General features: G+C 53.5%; 20 protein-coding genes. 12 read left to right on the top strand and 8 right to left on the bottom strand.

Annotated elements, in window-relative coordinates; genetic code table 11:
- Nucleotides 1–93 precede the first annotated feature (93 nt).
- Nucleotides 94–795 carry a DnaA inactivator Hda gene (locus OGX67_RS11045; RefSeq protein WP_211924219.1) on the top strand — a complete coding sequence of 234 codons (702 nt, stop codon included), beginning with the start codon at nt 94–96 and terminating at the stop codon, nt 793–795.
- Between the two features lie 33 nt (nt 796–828).
- Here the strand turns inward: OGX67_RS11045 and arsC are convergent, their stop codons facing one another.
- Nucleotides 829–1,188 carry an arsenate reductase (glutaredoxin) gene (arsC, locus tag OGX67_RS11050; RefSeq protein ID WP_003037937.1) on the bottom strand — a complete coding sequence of 120 codons (360 nt, stop codon included), beginning with the start codon at nt 1,186–1,188 and terminating at the stop codon, nt 829–831.
- 12 nt (nt 1,189–1,200) lie between these two features.
- Entirely contained in the window at nt 1,201–2,664 is a 1,464-nt protein-coding gene (bepA, locus tag OGX67_RS11055; protein ID WP_257651543.1) for a beta-barrel assembly-enhancing protease, read from the bottom strand.
- Nucleotides 2,665–2,890: 226 nt separating this feature from the next.
- Between bepA and OGX67_RS11060 the strand changes: the two genes are divergently transcribed.
- The 4 genes from OGX67_RS11060 to iadA all read left to right on the top strand — a co-directional run bounded on the left by OGX67_RS11060 (nt 2,891) and on the right by iadA (nt 6,419).
- On the top strand, nt 2,891–3,955 hold the full coding sequence (locus OGX67_RS11060; protein WP_003037941.1) for an AI-2E family transporter: 1,065 nt from the start codon (nt 2,891–2,893) through the stop codon (nt 3,953–3,955).
- A 166-nt stretch (nt 3,956–4,121) separates the two neighbouring features.
- Nucleotides 4,122–4,781 (top strand): nucleoside recognition domain-containing protein, encoded by a 660-nt coding sequence (locus tag OGX67_RS11065; protein WP_003847228.1) that lies wholly within the window; start codon nt 4,122–4,124, stop codon nt 4,779–4,781.
- Between the two features lies 1 nt (nt 4,782).
- Nucleotides 4,783–5,244 (top strand): YjiG family protein, encoded by a 462-nt coding sequence (locus tag OGX67_RS11070; RefSeq protein ID WP_003037948.1) that lies wholly within the window; start codon nt 4,783–4,785, stop codon nt 5,242–5,244.
- A gap of 11 nt (nt 5,245–5,255) precedes the next feature.
- On the top strand, nt 5,256–6,419 hold the full coding sequence (gene iadA, locus OGX67_RS11075) for a beta-aspartyl-peptidase (RefSeq protein WP_257651542.1): 1,164 nt from the start codon (nt 5,256–5,258) through the stop codon (nt 6,417–6,419).
- Nucleotides 6,420–6,572: 153 nt separating this feature from the next.
- Here iadA and bcp read toward each other — a convergent pair whose 3' ends face one another.
- Complete coding sequence (bcp, locus tag OGX67_RS11080) at nt 6,573–7,043, bottom strand: thioredoxin-dependent thiol peroxidase (RefSeq protein WP_003037951.1); 471 nt, start codon at nt 7,041–7,043, stop codon at nt 6,573–6,575.
- Nucleotides 7,043–7,615 (bottom strand): glycine cleavage system transcriptional repressor, encoded by a 573-nt coding sequence (locus OGX67_RS11085; RefSeq protein ID WP_003037954.1) that lies wholly within the window; start codon nt 7,613–7,615, stop codon nt 7,043–7,045. Before OGX67_RS11085 ends, bcp begins: the two co-directional genes overlap by 1 nt.
- A gap of 145 nt (nt 7,616–7,760) precedes the next feature.
- Between OGX67_RS11085 and dapA the strand changes: the two genes are divergently transcribed.
- From dapA to ypfH, 6 genes are all read left to right on the top strand, one after another.
- Entirely contained in the window at nt 7,761–8,639 is an 879-nt protein-coding gene (gene dapA, locus OGX67_RS11090) for a 4-hydroxy-tetrahydrodipicolinate synthase (protein WP_257651541.1), read from the top strand.
- Nucleotides 8,640–8,655: 16 nt separating this feature from the next.
- Nucleotides 8,656–9,690: an outer membrane protein assembly factor BamC gene (gene bamC, locus OGX67_RS11095; RefSeq protein ID WP_003037961.1), complete on the top strand. Its 1,035-nt coding sequence runs from the start codon at nt 8,656–8,658 to the stop codon at nt 9,688–9,690.
- 111 nt (nt 9,691–9,801) lie between these two features.
- On the top strand, nt 9,802–10,515 hold the full coding sequence (purC, locus tag OGX67_RS11100; protein WP_003037964.1) for a phosphoribosylaminoimidazolesuccinocarboxamide synthase: 714 nt from the start codon (nt 9,802–9,804) through the stop codon (nt 10,513–10,515).
- 128 nt (nt 10,516–10,643) lie between these two features.
- Nucleotides 10,644–11,510: a KPN_02809 family neutral zinc metallopeptidase gene (ypfJ, locus tag OGX67_RS11105; RefSeq protein ID WP_003037967.1), complete on the top strand. Its 867-nt coding sequence runs from the start codon at nt 10,644–10,646 to the stop codon at nt 11,508–11,510.
- 15 nt (nt 11,511–11,525) lie between these two features.
- Nucleotides 11,526–13,541 carry a tRNA(Met) cytidine acetyltransferase TmcA gene (locus OGX67_RS11110; RefSeq protein WP_257651540.1) on the top strand — a complete coding sequence of 672 codons (2,016 nt, stop codon included), beginning with the start codon at nt 11,526–11,528 and terminating at the stop codon, nt 13,539–13,541.
- Nucleotides 13,542–13,614: 73 nt separating this feature from the next.
- Nucleotides 13,615–14,313, top strand: coding sequence for an esterase (gene ypfH, locus OGX67_RS11115; protein WP_003037972.1), 699 nt, complete (start codon nt 13,615–13,617; stop codon nt 14,311–14,313).
- A gap of 103 nt (nt 14,314–14,416) precedes the next feature.
- On the opposite strand, the gene OGX67_RS11120 is transcribed toward ypfH, so the two are convergent.
- Genes OGX67_RS11120 through OGX67_RS11130 form a run of 3 tightly spaced genes read right to left on the bottom strand, consistent with a single transcriptional unit; the run spans nt 14,417 to nt 16,132 of the window.
- Entirely contained in the window at nt 14,417–14,617 is a 201-nt protein-coding gene (locus tag OGX67_RS11120; protein WP_003037974.1) for a membrane protein, read from the bottom strand.
- 27 nt (nt 14,618–14,644) lie between these two features.
- On the bottom strand, nt 14,645–15,772 hold the full coding sequence (gene dapE / locus OGX67_RS11125; RefSeq protein ID WP_003037976.1) for a succinyl-diaminopimelate desuccinylase: 1,128 nt from the start codon (nt 15,770–15,772) through the stop codon (nt 14,645–14,647).
- A 3-nt stretch (nt 15,773–15,775) separates the two neighbouring features.
- Entirely contained in the window at nt 15,776–16,132 is a 357-nt protein-coding gene (locus OGX67_RS11130; protein ID WP_257651539.1) for an ArsC family reductase, read from the bottom strand.
- A gap of 388 nt (nt 16,133–16,520) precedes the next feature.
- Between OGX67_RS11130 and ypfM the strand changes: the two genes are divergently transcribed.
- Complete coding sequence (ypfM, locus tag OGX67_RS11135) at nt 16,521–16,580, top strand: protein YpfM (RefSeq protein WP_001386977.1); 60 nt, start codon at nt 16,521–16,523, stop codon at nt 16,578–16,580.
- Nucleotides 16,581–16,655: 75 nt separating this feature from the next.
- On the opposite strand, the gene acrD is transcribed toward ypfM, so the two are convergent.
- Nucleotides 16,656–19,769, bottom strand: coding sequence for a multidrug efflux RND transporter permease AcrD (gene acrD / locus OGX67_RS11140; protein ID WP_257651538.1), 3,114 nt, complete (start codon nt 19,767–19,769; stop codon nt 16,656–16,658).
- Nucleotides 19,770–19,896 lie beyond the last annotated feature (127 nt).

Raw genomic sequence — 19,896 nt, forward strand, 5'->3', positions numbered from 1 at the left:
CTTTGACCGGGCGGCGATGCTGCCCGGTTCTATCGCGACGCATTTCTGTGTTAAACTCAACGCGATTTTATGAAATCCTGGGTTGAGGTATCTCTGAACACACCGGCACAGCTCTCTTTGCCACTTTATCTTCCTGACGACGAAACTTTCGCAAGTTTCTGGCCGGGGGATAACTCCTCTTTACTGGCTGCACTGCAAAACGTGCTGCGTCAGGAACATAGCGGGTATATTTATCTTTGGTCGCGTGAAGGCGCTGGCCGTAGTCATTTGCTGCATGCAGCCTGTGCGGAACTGTCCGCGCGCGGCGATGCGGTAGGCTACGTGCCGCTCGACAAACGTACCTGGTTCGTCCCCGAGGTGCTCGACGGGATGGAGCATTTATCGCTGGTATGCATCGATAACATCGAATGTGTGGCCGGTGATTCGCTGTGGGAAATGGCGATCTTTGATCTCTACAACCGTATCCTGGAGTCGGGGAAAACACGCCTGCTGATCACCGGCGATCGTCCACCAAGACAGTTGAATCTGGGATTGCCAGATCTCGCTTCGCGTCTGGACTGGGGGCAAATCTACAAGCTGCAACCACTTTCCGATGAAGATAAGCTGCAGGCGTTGCAATTACGCGCCAGACTTCGCGGATTTGAACTGCCGGAAGATGTGGGCCGCTTTCTGCTTAAGCGTCTGGATCGGGAAATGCGTACGCTGTTTATGACGTTGGATCAGCTTGATCACGCATCGATCACCGCCCAGCGTAAGCTGACCATTCCGTTCGTAAAAGAAATTCTGAAGCTGTAAGCGCCGCAGCCAAATGACTGCGGCAGGTTTCGGTTAACCGACGATTTCCAGTACCTGCTCCGGCGGACGTCCAATTCGAGCCTGACCTTTGGCAACTACGATCGGGCGCTCCATCAGTTTTGGGTTTTCCACCATTGCCTGAATCAGCGCATCTTCACTCAGATTTTTGTCCGCCAGGTTAAGCGATTTATAGAGATCCTCTTTCTGGCGCATCAGCTCACGCGCGCTGGACATACCCAGCATCTGCAGAAGTTCACGCAGGGTCGCGGCGTCAGCCGGGGTTTCCAGATACAGCACCACTTCCGGGTCCACGCCATTGGACTTCAGTAATTCCAGCGTTTCACGGCTCTTGGAGCAGCGTGGGTTATGGTAGATTTTAATCGCGTCTGACATTTTTCTTTCCTGTTACATCTTGGTGTACGGTTTAAAGCGCTCTTGCAGCTGGCGTAGCTGGTCGATACGAGCATCGTATCTGGCCTGCTGCTGGCTACCCAGTTTCACCTGAGAGCTTGCGCTGCTGAGCATCGAAATCGCCTGATCCAGACGTCCAGCGAGGGCATACCCCTCCGCCCGCGCCGCCAGCTCCTGATCGCGGTTCTTCAGGTTGGCTTCCGTTTGCGCTAACAGATCCCAGCCGTTAGGGTCGTCCTTATGGTTAAACGTATAGCGATTCAGGATGGTTGCCGCCTCTTTAGCTTGTCCGCCCTGTAGATACGCATTCGCCAGGTTGAGCTGCAGTACCGGGTTAGTGCGCAGGTCGCGGGCGTTTTTCAGGCGGTTAATGGCATCACTGGTTTTCTTCTGGCCGAGATCGATATCCGTTGCCAGGTCGAGATACCAGGCATTGTTCGCGTCTGCTGCCAGCAGCGGTTGCAGCGCTTTACGCGCCTCGTCATATTTGCTGGCTTCCATCGCCTGCAATGCCCGACCATATTGCGCCGCACGTTGCTCACGTACGTTGCCTTTCGACCAGTTACTCAGCAGGTCATCGGTCAACTGGTTACGACCAGAGTTGTACATGCCCAAGGTTCGTGCCTTAGCCAGATAAAAATCTTCTGACGACTGGACGACCACCGGACGCATCTGGTTGGCGCGGTTACGGGCATCCGACAGGCGGCTTTCAGGCAGGGGGTGAGTCAGCAAAATTTCCGGCGGACGCGAAGAGTAACGGGCCTGATCGAGCAGTTTTTCGAGGAACGTCGGCATGGCCTGGGGATCGAATCCCGAGCGTTGCAGCACCTGAATACCGATGCGATCTGCTTCCTGTTCGTTTTGTTGCGTAAAGCTAATCATCCCCTGACGTGTTCCCGCCAGCGTACCGGTCAGCGCCGCCATACCCGCCTGCGGGCTAGCCATCGCTAATAAAATTGAACCTAACGCACCTACCCACGTTAGCGGCGCACTGCGCTTCTGATCTTCCATTGCACGCGCCAGGTGGCGCTGAGTGACGTGGGAGATTTCGTGCGCCATGACCGATGCTAACTGGCTTTCGTTGTCGGAATAGCGGAACAATGCGGAGTGCAAGACAACGTTGCCGCCAAAGAAAGCAAAGGCGTTGATTTCATCGTTGTTGATCAAAAAGAATGTGAAGGGTGTTTTTACCGAGTCGGCGTGCGAGACCAGACGCATCCCCAGCGCATTAATGTATTGGGTGAGCAATGGATCATTAATTAATGGCGCACTGCCGCGCAGTTGGCGTACGTAATAATCGCCCATCTGCATTTCCTGTCCTATGGAAAGCGTACTGCCTGCCGACGTTCCCATATCAGGCAGGGTGTCCGCAGTATCAGCAAATGCGGGCGCAACCTGACCGATAGTCAGTGCGGCAATGAGGGTAGCAACCAGGTTTTTTTTCAACTGCCTGAACATAACCTCTGTCCTGTATTCTTTTTTGAGATAGCCATTTGACCAATGCTGTGAAGTATCGTTCACACTCCGCAAGCTTACGGAGTGTAACTGCGAAACCTGACGATGAACACCCAGGAAAAATGTCTTTTCACTTTGCGTAATCAGCCATAAAAAGCGAAGTCTTTTTTGTGACATTTCGATACAATTCGGGGTCGCAATCCCGCTATTGGGTTCATGGAAGGGTTTTATGCTCGAAATGTTGATGCAATGGTATCGTCGCCGCTTTAGCGACCCCGAAGCCATCGCCCTGCTGATTATTCTGGTTGCCGGTTTTGGCATCCTGTTCTTTTTTAGCGGTCTTCTGGCGCCGCTACTGGTCGCCATAGTGCTGGCGTACCTGCTTGAATGGCCGACTGTGCGGCTGGAACATATTGGGTGTTCACGGCGTTGGGCGACATCGATTGTGCTGGTGGTGTTTGTCGGTATTTTGCTGCTGATGGCGTTTGTGGTGATGCCCGTTGCATGGCAGCAGGGCATCTACCTGATCCGCGATATGCCCGGCATGCTCAATAAACTGTCTGATTTTGCCGCCACCTTGCCGCGGCGTTATCCGGCGCTGATGGATGCGGGCATCATTGATGCGATGGCGGAAAATATGCGCTCGCGAATGCTCACTATGGGTGATTCGGTGGTGAAATATTCGTTAGCTTCACTGGTTGGATTGCTGACCCTGGCGGTCTATCTGGTTCTCGTCCCATTGATGGTGTTCTTCCTGATCAAAGATAAAGGACAGATGCTGAACGCCGTGCGCCGGGTGCTGCCGCGTAATCGTGGGCTGGCGGGACAGGTGTGGAAAGAGATGAACCAGCAAATCACCAACTATATCCGCGGAAAGGTGCTGGAAATGGTGGTGGTCGGCGTGGCGACCTGGCTCGGCTTCCTGCTGTTTGGTCTCAACTATTCGCTGCTGCTGGCGGTGCTGGTAGGGTTCTCTGTGCTGATCCCGTATATCGGCGCTTTTGTGGTGACGATTCCGGTAGTTGGCGTGGCGCTGTTTCAGTTCGGGCTTGGCACCGAGTTCTGGAGCTGTTTTGCCGTGTACCTGATTATCCAGGCGCTGGACGGCAATCTGCTGGTTCCCGTGCTGTTCTCCGAGGCGGTCAATCTGCATCCACTGGTGATTATTCTCTCCGTGGTGATTTTCGGAGGTCTGTGGGGATTCTGGGGCGTATTCTTTGCGATCCCTCTGGCGACGTTAATCAAAGCGGTAATGCACGCCTGGCCGGATGGTCAGGTCGTTGACGAACCCTAATCTGCAAGATCCGGCGATATCATGTCGCCGGATCCGAACTTGTCTGACCTCTATCCACACTTTCTGAATAATCTCTTCTGCTGTCGTTTTTCTCCGCATTTGTCTTTAACTTGACCTGCGTGATGTCTTTCTGTCACGCAAGGAATAAGACCAACAGGAGAACAAAATGGGTCACAACACACACACGCAGCAAAAGGTGGGATGGGGCGGTTATCTCGCTTTTTTTATTACGATTATCCTTTTTTCCGGCATGTTTGCGAAAAGTACCGAATGGTGGCGGGTCTTTGACTTCACCGTCCTCAACGGCGCCTTTGGGCAGATTAATGCCGCAGGCGATACGGCGGTCTCTTTTCGCGGCTCTGGAGGGATGGGAGCCAAAGACGGCTTCTTATTCGCACTTGAGCTGGCACCTTCCGTCATTCTTTCACTCGGGATTATCTCCGTCACCGAAGGGTTAGGTGGCTTACGTGCGGCACAACAGCTGATGACGCCGGTCCTGCGCCCGTTACTCGGTATTCCGGGAGTATGTTCGCTGGCGCTGATTGCGAATTTGCAAAATACCGATGCCGCGGCAGGGATGACCAAAGAGATGGCGGAAGAGGGCATTATTACTGAACAGGAGCGTGCCATTTTTGCCTGCTGGCAAACCAGCGGCAGCGCGTGTATTACCAACTATTTTTCCTCTGGCGCTGCGCTGTTTACGGTGGTTACCGTTCCGGTGATTACGCCGCTGGCGGTGATCCTTGTCTTCAAATTTGTGGGAGCGAACCTGCTGCGTTTGTGGATCGCGCAGCTTGAAAATCGCCGTCTGCAGCAGGAGGTCTGAGATGACAACGCAGGTACGTAAAAACGTCATGGATATGTTTATCGATGGCGCGCGGCGCGGGTTTACAATTGCTACAACCAGTCTGTTACCTAACGTGGTGATGGCGTTTGTGATTATTCAGGCGCTGAAGGTGACGGGATTGCTCGAGATTGTCGGGCGGGTGTGCGAACCGGTGATGGCGTTGTGGGGGCTACCGGGGGAATCTGCCACCGTGCTGCTGGCGGCGGTGATGAGTATGGGAGGCGGCGTCGGCGTTTGTGCCAGTCTGGTTGTTGCTGGTACGCTTTCGGGACATGATGCGACTGTATTGCTACCGGCTATCTACCTGATGGGCAATCCGGTGCAAAATGTGGGACGCTGCCTGGGAACTGCGGGGGTCCATCCCCGTTACTACCCGCTGATTATTGCGGTATGCGTCATTAATGCGCTGCTCTCTATTTGGGTTATGCAGGTAATTGCCTGACAAGGAAGGTTATGAACTGTTCAATTCTTAATTTGACGTTGTTCCAGCAGGGACACGTGTACGCGCCGGAAGATTTAGGGCGACAGGATATACTGGTCTCCGGCAGTAAAATTGTTGCCATCGCCCCGTCAATTTCTCCTGAAGACTTTCCCGGTTGTGAGTGTATCAATCTTGACGGCGCGATTGTGTGCCCAGGATTTATCGATCAACACGTCCATCTGATTGGCGGCGGCGGGGAAGCAGGGCCGCATACCCGCACGCCGGAAGTACGCTTGTCACGCCTGGTTGAAGCTGGTGTAACTTCGGTAGTCGGTTTGCTGGGTACCGATGGCATTACCCGTCACCCGGAATCGCTGCTGGCAAAAACCCGCGCGCTGGAGTTTGAAGGCATCAGTGCATGGATGCTTACTGGGGCGTATTCTCTGCCTTCCCCGACCATCACCGGCAGCATCGATCGCGACGTGGCGCTGATCGATAAAATCATTGGCGTAAAATGTGCGATTTCGGACCATCGTTCCTCAGCCCCAGATACCTCGGTGCTGGCAAACATGGCAGCGCTGTCGCGCGTCGGTGGATTGTTAGGACGCAAATCGGGGATCAGTGTATTCCATATGGGCGATAGCCCGCGCATGCTGGAACCGTTGTACCAGATCCTCAACTGCTGCGATGTGCCGATTACTAAACTGTTGCCGACACACGTTAACCGTGCGGAACCGTTGTTCCAGGCGGCGCTGGAGTATGCTCGTAAAGGCGGTTATATCGACATTACCAGCAGCATTGATGAGCCCGTCGACCCCGCCACGGCTATCGCCACGGCGCTGCGGCAGAACGTGCCACTGTCGCGCATTACCCTTAGCTCGGATGGCAACGGCAGCCAGCCGGAATTTGATGAGTTAGGTAATCTCATCGGTATCGGTGTCGCGGGGTTTGAATCACTGGCTGAAACGGTGCGCCAGTTGGTGAAAGTTCATGCCATACCGCTGGAACAGGCGCTCTGTCCGCTGACGCGTACGGTCGCAGAATTTTTGGGGCTCGAACATAAGGGGCGCCTGGCGGTGGGATGCGATGCGGACATTCTGGTGCTTAACGATGCGTTGGAGGTTAATCACCTTTGGGCGAAGGGAAAAGCCGTGGTCAGAGAGAAGAAAGCCTGCGTAAAAGGGACGTTTGAATAAACGTTTATGCGGATGTCAGCCTGAAAAAGTACAGATTCACGTTTATGCCGGGTGGCGGCTACGCCTCACCCGGCCTACAAGTTTCGCAATATTAATAAGCTGTGTAGGCCTGATAAGCGAAGCGCCATCAGGCTTTTTCCAGCAAAACGTAAATCAGGCGTTCTCTTTCAGCCAGTTCAGTACCACGTCGTGGTGATTGCTGGTTTTGAAGTCATCGAACACGTGCTCAATTTTGCCTTCGGCATCAATCAGGAAGCTGATGCGGTGGATGCCATCGTAGGTTTTGCCCATAAATGACTTCTCACCCCAGACGCCGAACTGCTCGCAAACCTGATGATCTTCATCGGACAGGAGCGTGAAATTCAGGACTTCTTTCTCCGCGAATCGGGAAAGCTTCTCTGGTTTGTCGGTGCTGATCCCCAGCACTTCAACACCAGCTTTTTTTAACTCATCCATGTTATCGCGCAAGCCGCAGGCCTGTACGGTACAGCCGGGTGTCATGGCTTTCGGGTAAAAATAAACCAGAACACGCTGTCCCTGGAAGTCGGTTAAATTTACTTGTTCTCCGTCTTGATCCGGCAAGCTAAATTTCGGTGCGATATCACCGGCTTTCAGTGGGTTCATTACTTAACTCCATCCTGTTCATCATGCTGTGAGTAATTGACGACGTTAATACTGCCTTGCGCATTGAGTTCTGTACAGAGTGCTTTAAACGCATCTTCAATATTTGCCGAATCATGTGACGCAGGACTATGTGCGGTAATTTGAATAAACAACTGCGCCGCCTTTCCATTCTCAGCCGGTTGCGTGCGTGAAACCAGTTCCGCAATATTCATTTGGTGGCTGTCAAACAGTGCGGTGAAGCGTTCAATCAAATGGGGAGAATCAGGGACATCGACCTGCACCCATACCGTAGCAGGCATCGCCGGACGAGGGCGCGCGGTCGTGCGCTTCATCACAATGAGTAAATCAAGCTCTGCGCCTTTTAATGGCAGGGTTGATTCAATCAGGGTGATGGCATTCCAGGTGCCCGACAGCAACATGATAAACGTGAACTCATCACCCAGCATGGCCAGTCGGCTGTCTTCGATATTACAGCCGCAACTGCTGACATGACGTGTGATGGTGTTCACAATTCCTGGGCGGTCGGCACCCAGCGCAGTAATGACCAGATAGTGTTGCGATGACGATGTCAAACCTGTTCTTCCTTTGAGCGGTGAGGTAATCATAAGGAAAGCATAAAAAAAACATGCATACAACAATCAGAACGGCTCTGGTCGCTTGCTTTTATTGTCGTACCAAACGTACCATTGAGACACTTGTTTGCACAGAGGATGGCCCATGTTCACGGGAAGTATTGTCGCGCTTGTTACGCCGATGGATGAGAAAGGTAAAGTCTGCCGGTCGAGCCTGAAAAAACTGATTGATTATCATGTCGCCAGCGGCACCTCGGCGATCGTTTCTGTTGGCACCACCGGTGAGTCCGCCACCCTGAGTCATGATGAACATGGCGATGTGGTGATGATGACGCTGGAGTTGGCTGACGGGCGTATTCCGGTTATTGCCGGAACCGGCGCCAATGCGACCGCGGAAGCCATTAGTCTGACGCAGCGTTTCAACGACAGCGGTGTTGTTGGCTGCCTGACGGTGACGCCTTACTACAACCGCCCAACCCAGGAAGGTTTGTTCCAGCATTTCAAAGCCATCGCTGAGCATACTGACCTGCCGCAAATTCTGTATAATGTGCCGTCCCGTACTGGCTGCGATATGCTGCCGGAAACCGTTGGTCGTCTGGCGAAAGTTAAAAATATTATCGCTATTAAAGAGGCCACGGGGAACTTAAGTCGCGTTCACCAGATCAAAGAGCTGGTTTCGGACGACTTTATTCTGCTCAGCGGTGATGACGCGACCGGACTGGATTTTATGCAGCTCGGTGGTCATGGCGTGATTTCCGTAACGTCTAACGTTGCGGCACGTGATATGGCTGAAATGTGCAAACTGGCGGCAGCCGGGCAATTTGCCGAGGCGCGGGTGGTTAACCAGCGTCTGATGCCGTTACACAACAAACTATTTGTCGAACCCAATCCTATTCCCGTGAAATGGGCGTGTAAGGAGTTGGGACTTGTGGCGACCGATACGCTACGTCTGCCGATGACGCCAATCACGGACAATGCTCGTGAAATCGTCAAAGCGGCACTTAAGCATGCCGGTTTGCTGTAAAGTTTAGGGAGATTTGATGGCTTACTCAGTACAAAAGTCGCGCCTGGCCAAGGTTGCGGGTGTTTCGCTTGTTATGTTGCTCGCGGCCTGTAGCTCTGACTCGCGCTATAAGCGCCAGGTGAGCGGTGATGAATCCTATCTGGAGGCCGCACCGCTTGCTGAGCTTCATGCTCCAGCTGGGATGATTTTGCCGGTTATGTCGGGCGACTATAATATCCCGGTAACCAACGGCAGTGGTGCCGTGGGTAAAGCGCTGGATATTCGTCCACCGGCTCAGCCGTTAGCGTTAGTCACTGGCGCTCGCACGCAAATCGCAGGCGATACCTCAACGTTGCTGGTGGAAAATGGTCGTGGTAACACGCTGTGGCCGCAGGTCGTGAGCGTCATTCAGTCTAAAAACTACACGATCACCAAACGTGATGATGCCAGCCAGACGCTGACCACCGACTGGGTTGACTGGAACCGTCTGGATGAAGACGAGCAGTACCGTGGACGTTATCAAATCTCGGTTAAACCGCAGGGCTATCAGCAAGCGGTAACGGTGAAACTGATTAACCTCGAGCAGGCGGGCAAACCCGTAGCCGATGCGGCATCAATGCAGCGTTACAGCGCTGAGATGATGAACGTTATCTCTGCTGGTCTGGATAAGAACGCCACCGACGCCGCGAATGCCGCGCAGAACCGCTCTGCAGCCACCATGGATGTTCAGAGCGCAGCCGATGACACCGGTTTACCAATGCTGGTGGTACGCGGACCGTTCAACGTGGTGTGGCAGCGTCTGCCAGCAGCGCTTGAGAAAGTGGGGATGAAGGTAACCGACAGCACCCGTTCTCAGGGTAGCATCGCGGTGACCTACAAACCTCTGTCTGATAGCAGCTGGCAGGAGCTGGGCGCAAGTGACCCAGGTCTGGTATCCGGCGACTATAAACTGCAGGTCGGTGATTTAGACAACCGCAGTAGCTTGCAGTTTATCGATCCGAAGGGGCATACCCTGACGCAAAGCCAGAACGACGCGCTGGTCGCCGTCTTCCAGGCAGCGTTCAGTAAGTAAAAATAAAGGGCTGGATAACTCCAGCCCTTTTTTTCTGATATGATACGCAAACGTGTGCGTCGGCAGAAAAACGCAATATTTATCGTTAATTCACACCCAGGAGTAATAAAGATGCAAAAGCAAGCTGAGTTGTATCGTGGTAAAGCGAAGACCGTATACAGCACGGAAAACCCGGACCTGTTGGTGCTCGAATTCCGCAATGATACGTCAGCAGGGGATGGCGCGCGCATTGAACAGTTTGACCGTAAAGGCATGGTGAACAACAAATTCAACCATTTCATTATGACTAAACTGCAAGAAGCGGGTATTCCTACCCAGATGGAGCGACTGCTTTCTGATACCGAATGTCTGGTGAAAAAGCTGGATATGGTACCGGTTGAATGTGTGGTACGTAACCGCGCGGCAGGCTCTCTGGTTAAGCGTTTAGGCGTTGAGGAAGGTATTGAACTGAATCCGCCGCTGTTTGATCTGTTCCTGAAAAACGATGCTATGCACGATCCAATGATTAACGATTCCTATTGCGAAACTTTTGGTTGGGTGAGCAAAGAGAATCTGGCACGTATGAAAGAGCTGACCTACAAAGCTAACGACGTGCTGAAAAAGATGTTTGATGATGCTGGTCTGATTCTGGTCGACTTCAAACTTGAGTTTGGTTTGTATAAAGGTGAAGTCGTCCTGGGTGATGAATTCTCACCGGACGGTAGCCGCCTGTGGGACAAAGAAACGCTGGATAAAATGGACAAAGATCGCTTCCGCCAGAGTCTGGGCGGCCTGATCGAAGCCTATGAAGCCGTCGCGCATCGCCTGGGTGTGAAGTTAGACTAATCTTCCCCTGAGCCGGCGATCGCTCTCCGGCTCATTAACCGCACCTGATTTGATTACTATTTCTTATGGTAATCCTGTTCCGAACCGCCTACGATCATCATCATAATGAATAAAAAGTTGAGGTGATTATGCGCTGGCAAGGGCGTCGTGAAAGTGACAACGTGGAAGACAGACGAAACAGCTCTGGCGGCGGCCCCTCTATGGGTGGGCCTGGTTTTCGTCTGCCCAGTGGTAAAGGCGGTATCATCCTGCTGATTGTGGTGCTGGTGGCGGGTTATTATGGCGTGGATCTCACCGGATTAATGACCGGCCAGCCGGTCTCCCAACAACAATCATCACGCTCCATCAGCCCAAACGATGATGAAGCGGCAAAATTTACCTCGGTGATTCTGGCTACAACAGAAGATACCTGGGGACAGCAGTTTGAAAAAATGGGCCGCACCTACCAACAGCCGAAGCTGGTGATGTACCGGGGCGCGACGCGCACCGGCTGCGGCGCGGGCCAGTCCGTGATGGGACCGTTTTATTGTCCGGCAGATGGTACGGTATATATCGACCTTTCATTCTATGATGACATGAAAAACAAGCTGGGCGCTGATGGTGATTTTGCGCAGGGCTATGTTATCGCCCATGAAGTGGGTCACCACGTGCAGAAACTGCTGGGTATTGAACCGAAGGTTCGCCAGATGCAGCAGAACGCCTCACAAGCTGAGGTGAACCGTCTTTCCGTTCGTATGGAACTGCAGGCGGACTGCTTTGCCGGTGTCTGGGGCCACAGCATGCAGCAGCAGGGCGTGCTGGAGTCTGGTGACCTGGAAGAGGCACTAAACGCCGCACAGGCCATTGGTGACGATCGCCTGCAACAGCAGGGACAAGGACGCGTCGTACCGGACAGCTTTACTCACGGAACCTCTGAACAGCGTTTTACCTGGTTCAAACGCGGTTTTGATAGCGGCGATCCGGGACAATGTAATACCTTTGGTAAAGGTATTTAAGATACAGAGGCAGGGATGTCCGATAACACTGCGCTGAGGGCGTTAACCGAACAGATGGCTCGTGAGGGGATCCGTCGTTTGCTGATTATCAGCGGCGAGGAGAACTGGTGTCAGGGGCAGGCGTTAGCGCTACGCGACATATTACCCGGCGACTGGTTGTGGGTAGGGGCGAATGCCCCTGCTGAACCGAACTGTACGCTACAGGCGCTGCAAACGTTACTGGGGCGCGAGTTTCGTCATGCAGTCTTCGACGCCGGGCAGGGATTTGACGCTGCGGCGTTTGCCGCCTTAAGCGGTACACTGCTTGCCGGCAGTTGGCTGGTTTTGCTGACCCCACCCTGGCATTCCTGGCACACGCATCCGGACGTGGATTCACTACGCTGGAGCGATTGTGCTGAGCCCATTCCCACACCGCACTTTGTTGAGCACGTCAAACGGGTGATTTCCCGCGATAGACAGGCTCTGCACTGGCAGCAGCATCAGCCGGTTTCCTGTCCGCACTTTCCTGCTCGCGCAGCCTGGCTCGCGGCAACCGGCGAACCCCAACCAGAACAGGCGATGATATTAAATCATTTGCTGGCTATGCCTCCCGGTGTGGTTGCGGTGACGGCCGCACGGGGTCGGGGCAAATCCGCTCTGGCAGGGCAACTCATAGCGCGGATTAGCGGCACTGCGATTGTGACCGCACCTGCCAAAGCTGCAACGGATGTGCTGGCACAATTTGCCGCAGAGCGTTACCGCTTTATGGCGCCGGATGCACTATTAAGCAGTTCTGAAACCGCAGACTGGCTGATTGTGGATGAAGCCGCCGCGATCCCCGCGCCGCTGCTTCACCAACTGGTGGCGCGTTTTCCTCGTACGCTGTTAACCACTACAGTACAAGGCTACGAGGGAACGGGTAGAGGCTTCTTGCTGAAATTCTGCGCCCGCTTCCCCAATCTTCGACGCTATGAGTTGCAACAACCCGTGCGCTGGGCGCAGGGATGTCCGCTGGAGCAAATTGTCAGCGATGCGCTGGTGTTTGATGATGAAACGTTCACGCATGCCCCATTGGGGGAGCTTCACTTCTCGGCATTTGAGCAACAGTCCTGGGATGCTAGCCCGGCGCTGCCGTTAGCGGTATACCAGTTGCTCTCCGGAGCGCATTATCGCACCTCGCCATTAGACCTGCGGCGAATGATGGACGCGCCCGGTCAGCATTTTCTTCAGGCATCAACCGCTGACTCAGTGGCGGGTGCTGTCTGGCTGGTCGATGAAGGGGGACTATCCGCAGAATTAAGCCAGGCCGTCTGGGCCGGATATCGTCGACCGAGGGGGAATCTGGTTGCGCAGTCGCTGGCGGCGCACGGTGGTGACCCGTTGGCGGCGACGCTCGTCGGGAGGCGAGTCAGTCGAATTGCGGTTCATCCTGCGCGCCAAAGAGAAGGTATTGGGCAACAGCTGATTGTGCTGGCCCACCACTATTCCACATCGTGTGACTATCTGTCGGTCAGTTTTGGGTATACGGCTGAACTATGGCGTTTCTGGCAGCGCTGCGGTTTTGTGCTGGTGCGAATGGGAAATCACCGGGAAGCCAGCAGCGGCTGTTATACCGCCATGGCGTTGCTGCCGATCAGCGAAGCGGGAAAGCGCCTTGCCGAGCGGGAGCACCAGCATTTGCGGCGTGACGCGGAAATCCTTGCGCGATGGAATGGTGAGAGCATTCCGCTGGTCCCGCTGAAAGAGACTACGCTTAATGAGGATGACTGGGCTGAGCTGGCTGGGTTTGCCTTCGCGCATCGGCCATTATTGACGTCGCTAGGCTGTCTGAGTCGTCTGCTTGAGCACAGTGAATTACCTCTTCCGGCATTGCGCGGACGTATACAGGCTAAACGCAGCGACGCCGAATTGTGCCAACAGCTGAAGATCTCAGGTCGTAAAGCGCTGCTGGTCGTTCAGCGCGCCGAAGCGGCACAAGCGTTAAATCAGCTGGATGCTGAACGTGAACAGCGGCTACATAATCGCATTATGCAATGGCAATTTTTTCACTAACATCTTCAATTTCCTGGCATGGTCATTGCGGTTAAGCGGCGTAGAATGATTCTCATCAGTTAAGGAGATCGCCATGAAACATGACCATTTTGTTGTTCAAAGTCCCGATAAACCCGCTCAACAGCTACTGCTGCTGTTTCATGGCGTCGGGGATAACCCGGTTGCCATGGGTGAAATTGGCTCCTGGTTTGCGCCGCTGTTTCCGGATGCGTTAATCGTCAGCATTGGCGGGGCAGAGCCTTACGGTACGACTTCCGGACGTCAGTGGTTTTCGGTACAGGGCGTAACGGAAGAGAATCGCCAGGCGCGTATCGACGCGATTATGCCGGTGTTTATCGAAACCGTGCGCTACTGGCAGAAACAAAGCGGCGTTTCACCGCAGGCAACCGCGCTGATTGGTTTTTCTCAGGGTTCGATTATGTCGCTTGAGAGCATCAAAGCCGAGCCGGGGCTGGCGTCGCGGGTCATTGCCTTCAATGGTCGCTATGCCACCTTACCGGAGGTTGCAACTACCGCAACGACGGTGCATTTGATTCACGGTGGTGAAGACCGGGTGATAGAGCTCTCCCATGCCGTTGCCGCGCAGGAGGCATTAATTGCTGCGGGTGGGGATGTGACGCTGGATATCGTCGAAAACCTGGGACACGCCATTGATGAACGCAGCATGCAGTTTGCGCTCGATCATCTGCGTTTTACCGTACCGAAGCACTATTTTGATGAAGCGCTGAGCGGCGGTAAGCCTCACGATGATGATGTGATTGAGATGATCTGATTGATAACCGCAGGCCGGATAAAACGCGAAGCGTTGCCATCCGGCACTTAACGCCCGGTGGCGCTAACGCTTACCGGGCCTACGTGACTTATTGGCCTGGAAATTATTTCTTCGGTTGATCCTTGTTCGGCCAATCGTCGTCGTCATCCCATTTATCGTTAAAGTCACGATGCGGGGGAAGCTCCGGTTTGTTGGCCAGATATTTCTTTGGATCGACGCGCTTGAGATCTTTGATAACGTTAAGCAGCACGCCTACCAGAAACACCAACACCAGAATCCACCAATATTTTGCTAGCCAGTCCATGTATTTTTCCTCTTGCAGGAACACTCATCAGGCGACGAGTTGCTCCATGATACGTTGATACATACGGGCAAGCAGCTGCAGGTCGGCGGCATTAACACATTCATTTATTTTATGAATAGTGGCGTTGACCGGCCCAAGTTCGACTACCTGTGCCCCCATGCGGGCAATAAAGCGCCCGTCGGACGTCCCGCCTGTAGTCAGTAACTGCGGTTTAATTTCATTATAGTGCTCAATGGCGTTCACTACTGCATCCACCAGTTTACCGCGTTCAGTCAGGAACGGCTGACCGGAAAGCCACCAGTCGACGGTATAGCGCAACTGATGTTTCTCCAGCAGCGCGTGAACCCGTGCTTTAATCATCTCATCGGTCAGCTCAGTGCTGAAACGGAAGTTGAACTGGATAAACAGTTCTCCGGGGATAACGTTGTTGCTGCCGGTACCTGCCTGAATATTGGCAATCTGCATGCTGGTCGCCGGGAAGAACTCGTTACCCTGGTCCCACTCAATCGCCACCAGTTCGTTGAGCATTGGCGCCGCGCGGTGTACCGGGTTATCGGCCAGATGCGGATAGGCTACGTGCCCCTGCACGCCATGAATGGTCAGGTTGCAGGTCAGTGAACCACGACGTCCATTCTTGACCACGTCGCCAACGATTTCCGTGCTGGAAGGCTCGCCAACCAGACAATAATCCAGTCGCTCATTACGCGCCATCAGTGCTTCAACCACCTTTACGGTGCCGTTTTTGGCGCTGGCTTCTTCGTCGGACGTTATCAAAAATGCCAGACGACCCTGATGGTTTGGATGCTGGGCGACAAAACGCTCTGCGGCCACGACCATCGCTGCCAGTGAGCCTTTCATATCGGCAGCGCCACGCCCGAATAGCATGCCATCGCGAATGGTCGGTTCGAACGGTGGATTGATCCAACGATCGACATCGCCGGCGGGCACTACGTCGGTGTGACCGGCAAATGCCAGGGTCTCACCTTTACCGCGCCATGCCCAAAAATTCTGTGTGTCACCAAAATCCATACGCTCAACGGTAAAACCTACCGCGCGCAGGCGTTCAATCATTAACGCCTGGCACCCGGCATCATCCGGGCTCAGGGAAGGACGGCGAATAAGCTGCTGTGTCAGCTCAATAACCGGGCACGACATAGACTACACCTCATTAAAAAACAGAGTATAACTGGATTCACTGAAACCAAGCAGCATAGGCTTACCCGGCGCGCAGAGCAATGGGCGTTTGATAATTGCTGGCATTTCAATCATCAATGCGGCGGCGGAAGCCGCATCGGTGATTTGACTGCGCGTGGATTCATCGAGTTTACGCCAGGTGGTTCCACGTGTATTGAGCAGCGTTTCCCAACCTAATTCGCTGATAAAGGACTGTAATAGCGTATTGTCAAGACCGTCGACGCGATAATCATGAAAGCGATAGTCAATACCTTGTGCATCCAACCAGCGTCTGGCTTTTTTAATCGTGTCGCAATTCTTAATGCCGTAGAGGGTGATCATTTGAATCCTTATTGACGTAATTTGAATATTTTTTCTTTTATTATGTGGCAATGAATAATACATATTGTCATTCAATCGTTATAGAAAAATATAACATTGTTGAACAACAGTGAATAATGATTCCTGAAAGCTCCAAAAATACCGTATAACTAAAAATCAGAATCTGCCTGTTTGCATCAGCCTGTTTTTCCATCAGAATTGCAAAAGTAGTAGATGATGTATGAATATTTCAAAATATTGCAGTAAGTCACATAAAATTTATGGGTATGGCGCATAGTGATCACATAAACCCCAAACACGGGAGGATGTAATCACAACCATCGGTTAAATGTTCTTCTTTTGATGATGATGATTTTGTAGAATGCTCATAATAATAAGAGAGGTTGTTATGATTGAACGTGAACTGGGGAACTGGAAAGACTTTATCGAAGTGATGCTTCGTAAATAATTTTCTGGAAGAAATTCATATCCTGTAAAGGATAAAAAAAGGCGACTCAACGTAAGTCGCCTTTTTTGTGCCCGATTATTCCGGGCGCGGTTTCAACGGGAAGCGTCTGCGTACCAGCACAAAGAACAGGGGCACGAAGTAAATCGCCAGGATAGTGGCTGAAATCATTCCACCCATTACGCCTGTCCCCACCGCATGTTGACCGCCAGAACCTGCGCCACTGCTGATGGTCATCGGCAGAACCCCAAAGATAAACGCCAGCGAGGTCATCAGAATCGGACGCAAGCGCTGGCGACAGGCGTGGAGCGTGGCATCGAGCAGATCGTGTCCTTTCTCGTTCATCTCATTGGCGAATTCAACAATCAATATTGCGTTCTTCGCCGATAGCCCGATAACGGTAAGTAACCCGACCTGGAAGTACACGTCGTTTTCCAGACCGCGCATCCAGGTCGCCAGCAGAGCACCAATGACCCCCAGCGGCACAACCAGCATGACGGAGAAGGGAACTGACCAGCTTTCATACAGGGCCGCCAGACACAGGAATACCACCAGCAGAGAAATGGCGTACAGGGCGGGGGCCTGAGAACCCGACAGCCGTTCCTGATAAGACATCGCAGTCCATTCGAGGCCGAATCCGGTCGGCAACTGGCGCACCAGCGATTCCATTATGTCCATCGCTGTACCGGTACTGACGCCGGGCGCGGCTTCTCCGACAATCTCGACCGCGGAGTAGCCGTTGTAGCGTTCCAGACGCGGTGAACCGGTTTCCCAGCGCGACGTGGCAAAGGCCGAGAAAGGCACCATGCCACCGTTGTTATTACGGACGTACCACAAATTGATGTCGTCAGGGAGCATGCGATATTTTGCTGCCGCCTGCACGTAAACCTTCTTCACGCGACCGCGGTCCATAAAGTCATTGACGTAGCTGGAACCCCAGGCCGTTTGCAATGTATCGTTGATGTCATCGATGGAAACGCCCAGTGCCTGGGCTTTGCGCTGATCGATATCAATTTGCAACTGCGGGCTGTCGTCCAGACCGTTATGACGAACGCGGGTCAGGGAAGAATCCTTCCCGGCCAGCTCAATCAGCTTGTCGCGCGCGGCCATTAACGCGTCATGCCCCGCACCAGCGTGATCCTGCAGCTCCATATCGAAACCGGCAGAGCTTCCGAGGCCACTGATAGCCGGAGGGCTACTGGCGAAGACGCGGGCTTCATTAATCTTATTAAAGGCCTTGGTCGCACGTTCAATGATGGCGAAAGAGGTTCCGGTAGTGGTGTCGCGCTCATCCCAGTCTTTTAAACGGACAAACATACGCGCCACGTTTTGACCGTTCCCGCCAGGGCCTGAACCGACCGTGGAAAAGACCGACATAATGTTGTCTTTCTCATGGGTGAAGTAATACTTCTCTACTTCCTCAACCACTTTCAATGTTTGCTGCTGTGTGGAGCCGCTGGGCAGCTGTACCGAGGTGGTAAACATGCCGCGGTCTTCCAGCGGCAGGAAGGAGGTTGGCAGGCGCAGGAACAGGAAAACCATTCCGCCGAGCAGCAGGCCGTAGATCAGTATCCAGCGCAGGCTGCGGTGCAGGATCCTGGCAACGCCTTTTTCGTAGCGCTCGGCGTTGCGATTAAACATTCGGTTAAACCAGCCGAAGAAACCGGTTTGTCCGTGATGCTCGCCCTTATGCAGCGGTTTGAGCAGGGTGGCGCACAGAGCAGGAGTGAGGATCATCGCCACCAGAACAGACAGCACCATTGCGGAGACGATAGTAATCGAGAACTGGCGGTAAATAGCCCCGGTAGTGCCGCCGAAGAAGGCCATCGGGATAAACACCGCCGACAGCACCATGGCAATACCAACCAGCGCGCCCTGGATTTGCCCCATCGATTTCCGTGTCGCTTCCCGCGGTGTGAGCCCTTCCTCACTCATAATACGCTCGACGTTTTCCACTACCACAATGGCGTCATCGACCAGCAGGCCGATCGCCAGCACCATCGCAAACATCGTCAAGGTGTTAACGCTATAGCCAAAGGCGTAAAGCACGGAGAAGGTACCCATCAGGACGACGGGAACGGCGATGGTGGGAATCAGCGTGGCGCGGAAGTTTTGCAGGAACAGGTACATCACGAGGAATACCAGCGCGATCGCTTCCAGCAGGGTTTTTACCACGTCGATGATTGAGGCTTTGACAAAGGAGGTGGTTTCATATGCCACCTTATATTCCAGCCCATGTGGAAAATATTGCGACAGCTCGTTCAGACGGTTAATGACCAGTTCCGCCGTCGCCATTTCATTGGCACCTGAAGCCAGCTTCACGCCCAGACCGGAGGCAGGATTTCCATTAAAGCGGCTGAGGTAATCATACTTTTCAGCACCCATTTCGACCGTCGCCACATCGCCCAGTTTAACTTCTGAGCCATCCTGGTTGACACGTAGAGTAATGGCGCGGAATTCATCCGGAGTCTGCAGTAGCGACTGGGCGTTGATCGTCGCGTTCAGCGCCTGCTTGTCCACCGAAGGCGTACCGCCAAGTTGTCCGACCGCAATCTGCGCATTCTGTGACTCGATAGCGTCGGTCACATCTTTAGCGGTCATCTGGAAACTGTTCAGTTTGGCCGGGTCAAGCCAGATACGCATGGAGTACTGTGAGCCGTAAGCGTCAATATCCCCCACGCCGTTAATACGGCTGAGCGGATCCTGAATGTTACTGGCGACATAGTCGGCGATGTCCTGCTTATCCATTGAGCCATCGGTGGAGACAAAGGCGATTGTCAGAATATTGGTGTCCCCGGTCTTACGCACCGTGACCCCCTGATCCTGTACCGCCTGCGGCAGTTTACGCATTGCCGATTGCAGCTGGTTTTGCACCTGCTGGACGGCTTCATCAGGATCGGTTCCGGCGACAAAGCTCAGTGTAACTGATGCCTGGCCTGTCCCGCTGCTCTGCGACGACATGTACATCAGGTTATCGAGACCAGTCATGTTCTGCTCGATCACCTGGGTGACGGTGTTTTCCAGAGTCTGAGCCGAGGCGCCAGGATAGTTGGCGGTGACCCGTACGTTTGGCGGCGCCAGATCGGGATATTGCTCAACGGGCAGTGAAAAAATAGCCAGGGCTCCTGTCAGGCACAACAGGATAGCTAACACCCAGGCAAAAATGGGGCGATCGATGAAAAAATTCGCCATTAAAAGAGGACCTCGTGTTTCTGCGTATCGTTATGGGTATGGCTTGCTTCACTTTAGCGGCAAGGTACGGGTCAAACGTGGAGAAAAAAAGAAGATAATGTAAATTATCATGCCCGTTTACAGCATA

This window comes from Citrobacter sp. Cf118 (assembly GCF_030334095.1).
Taxonomy (GTDB): Bacteria; Pseudomonadota; Gammaproteobacteria; order Enterobacterales; family Enterobacteriaceae; genus Citrobacter; species Citrobacter freundii.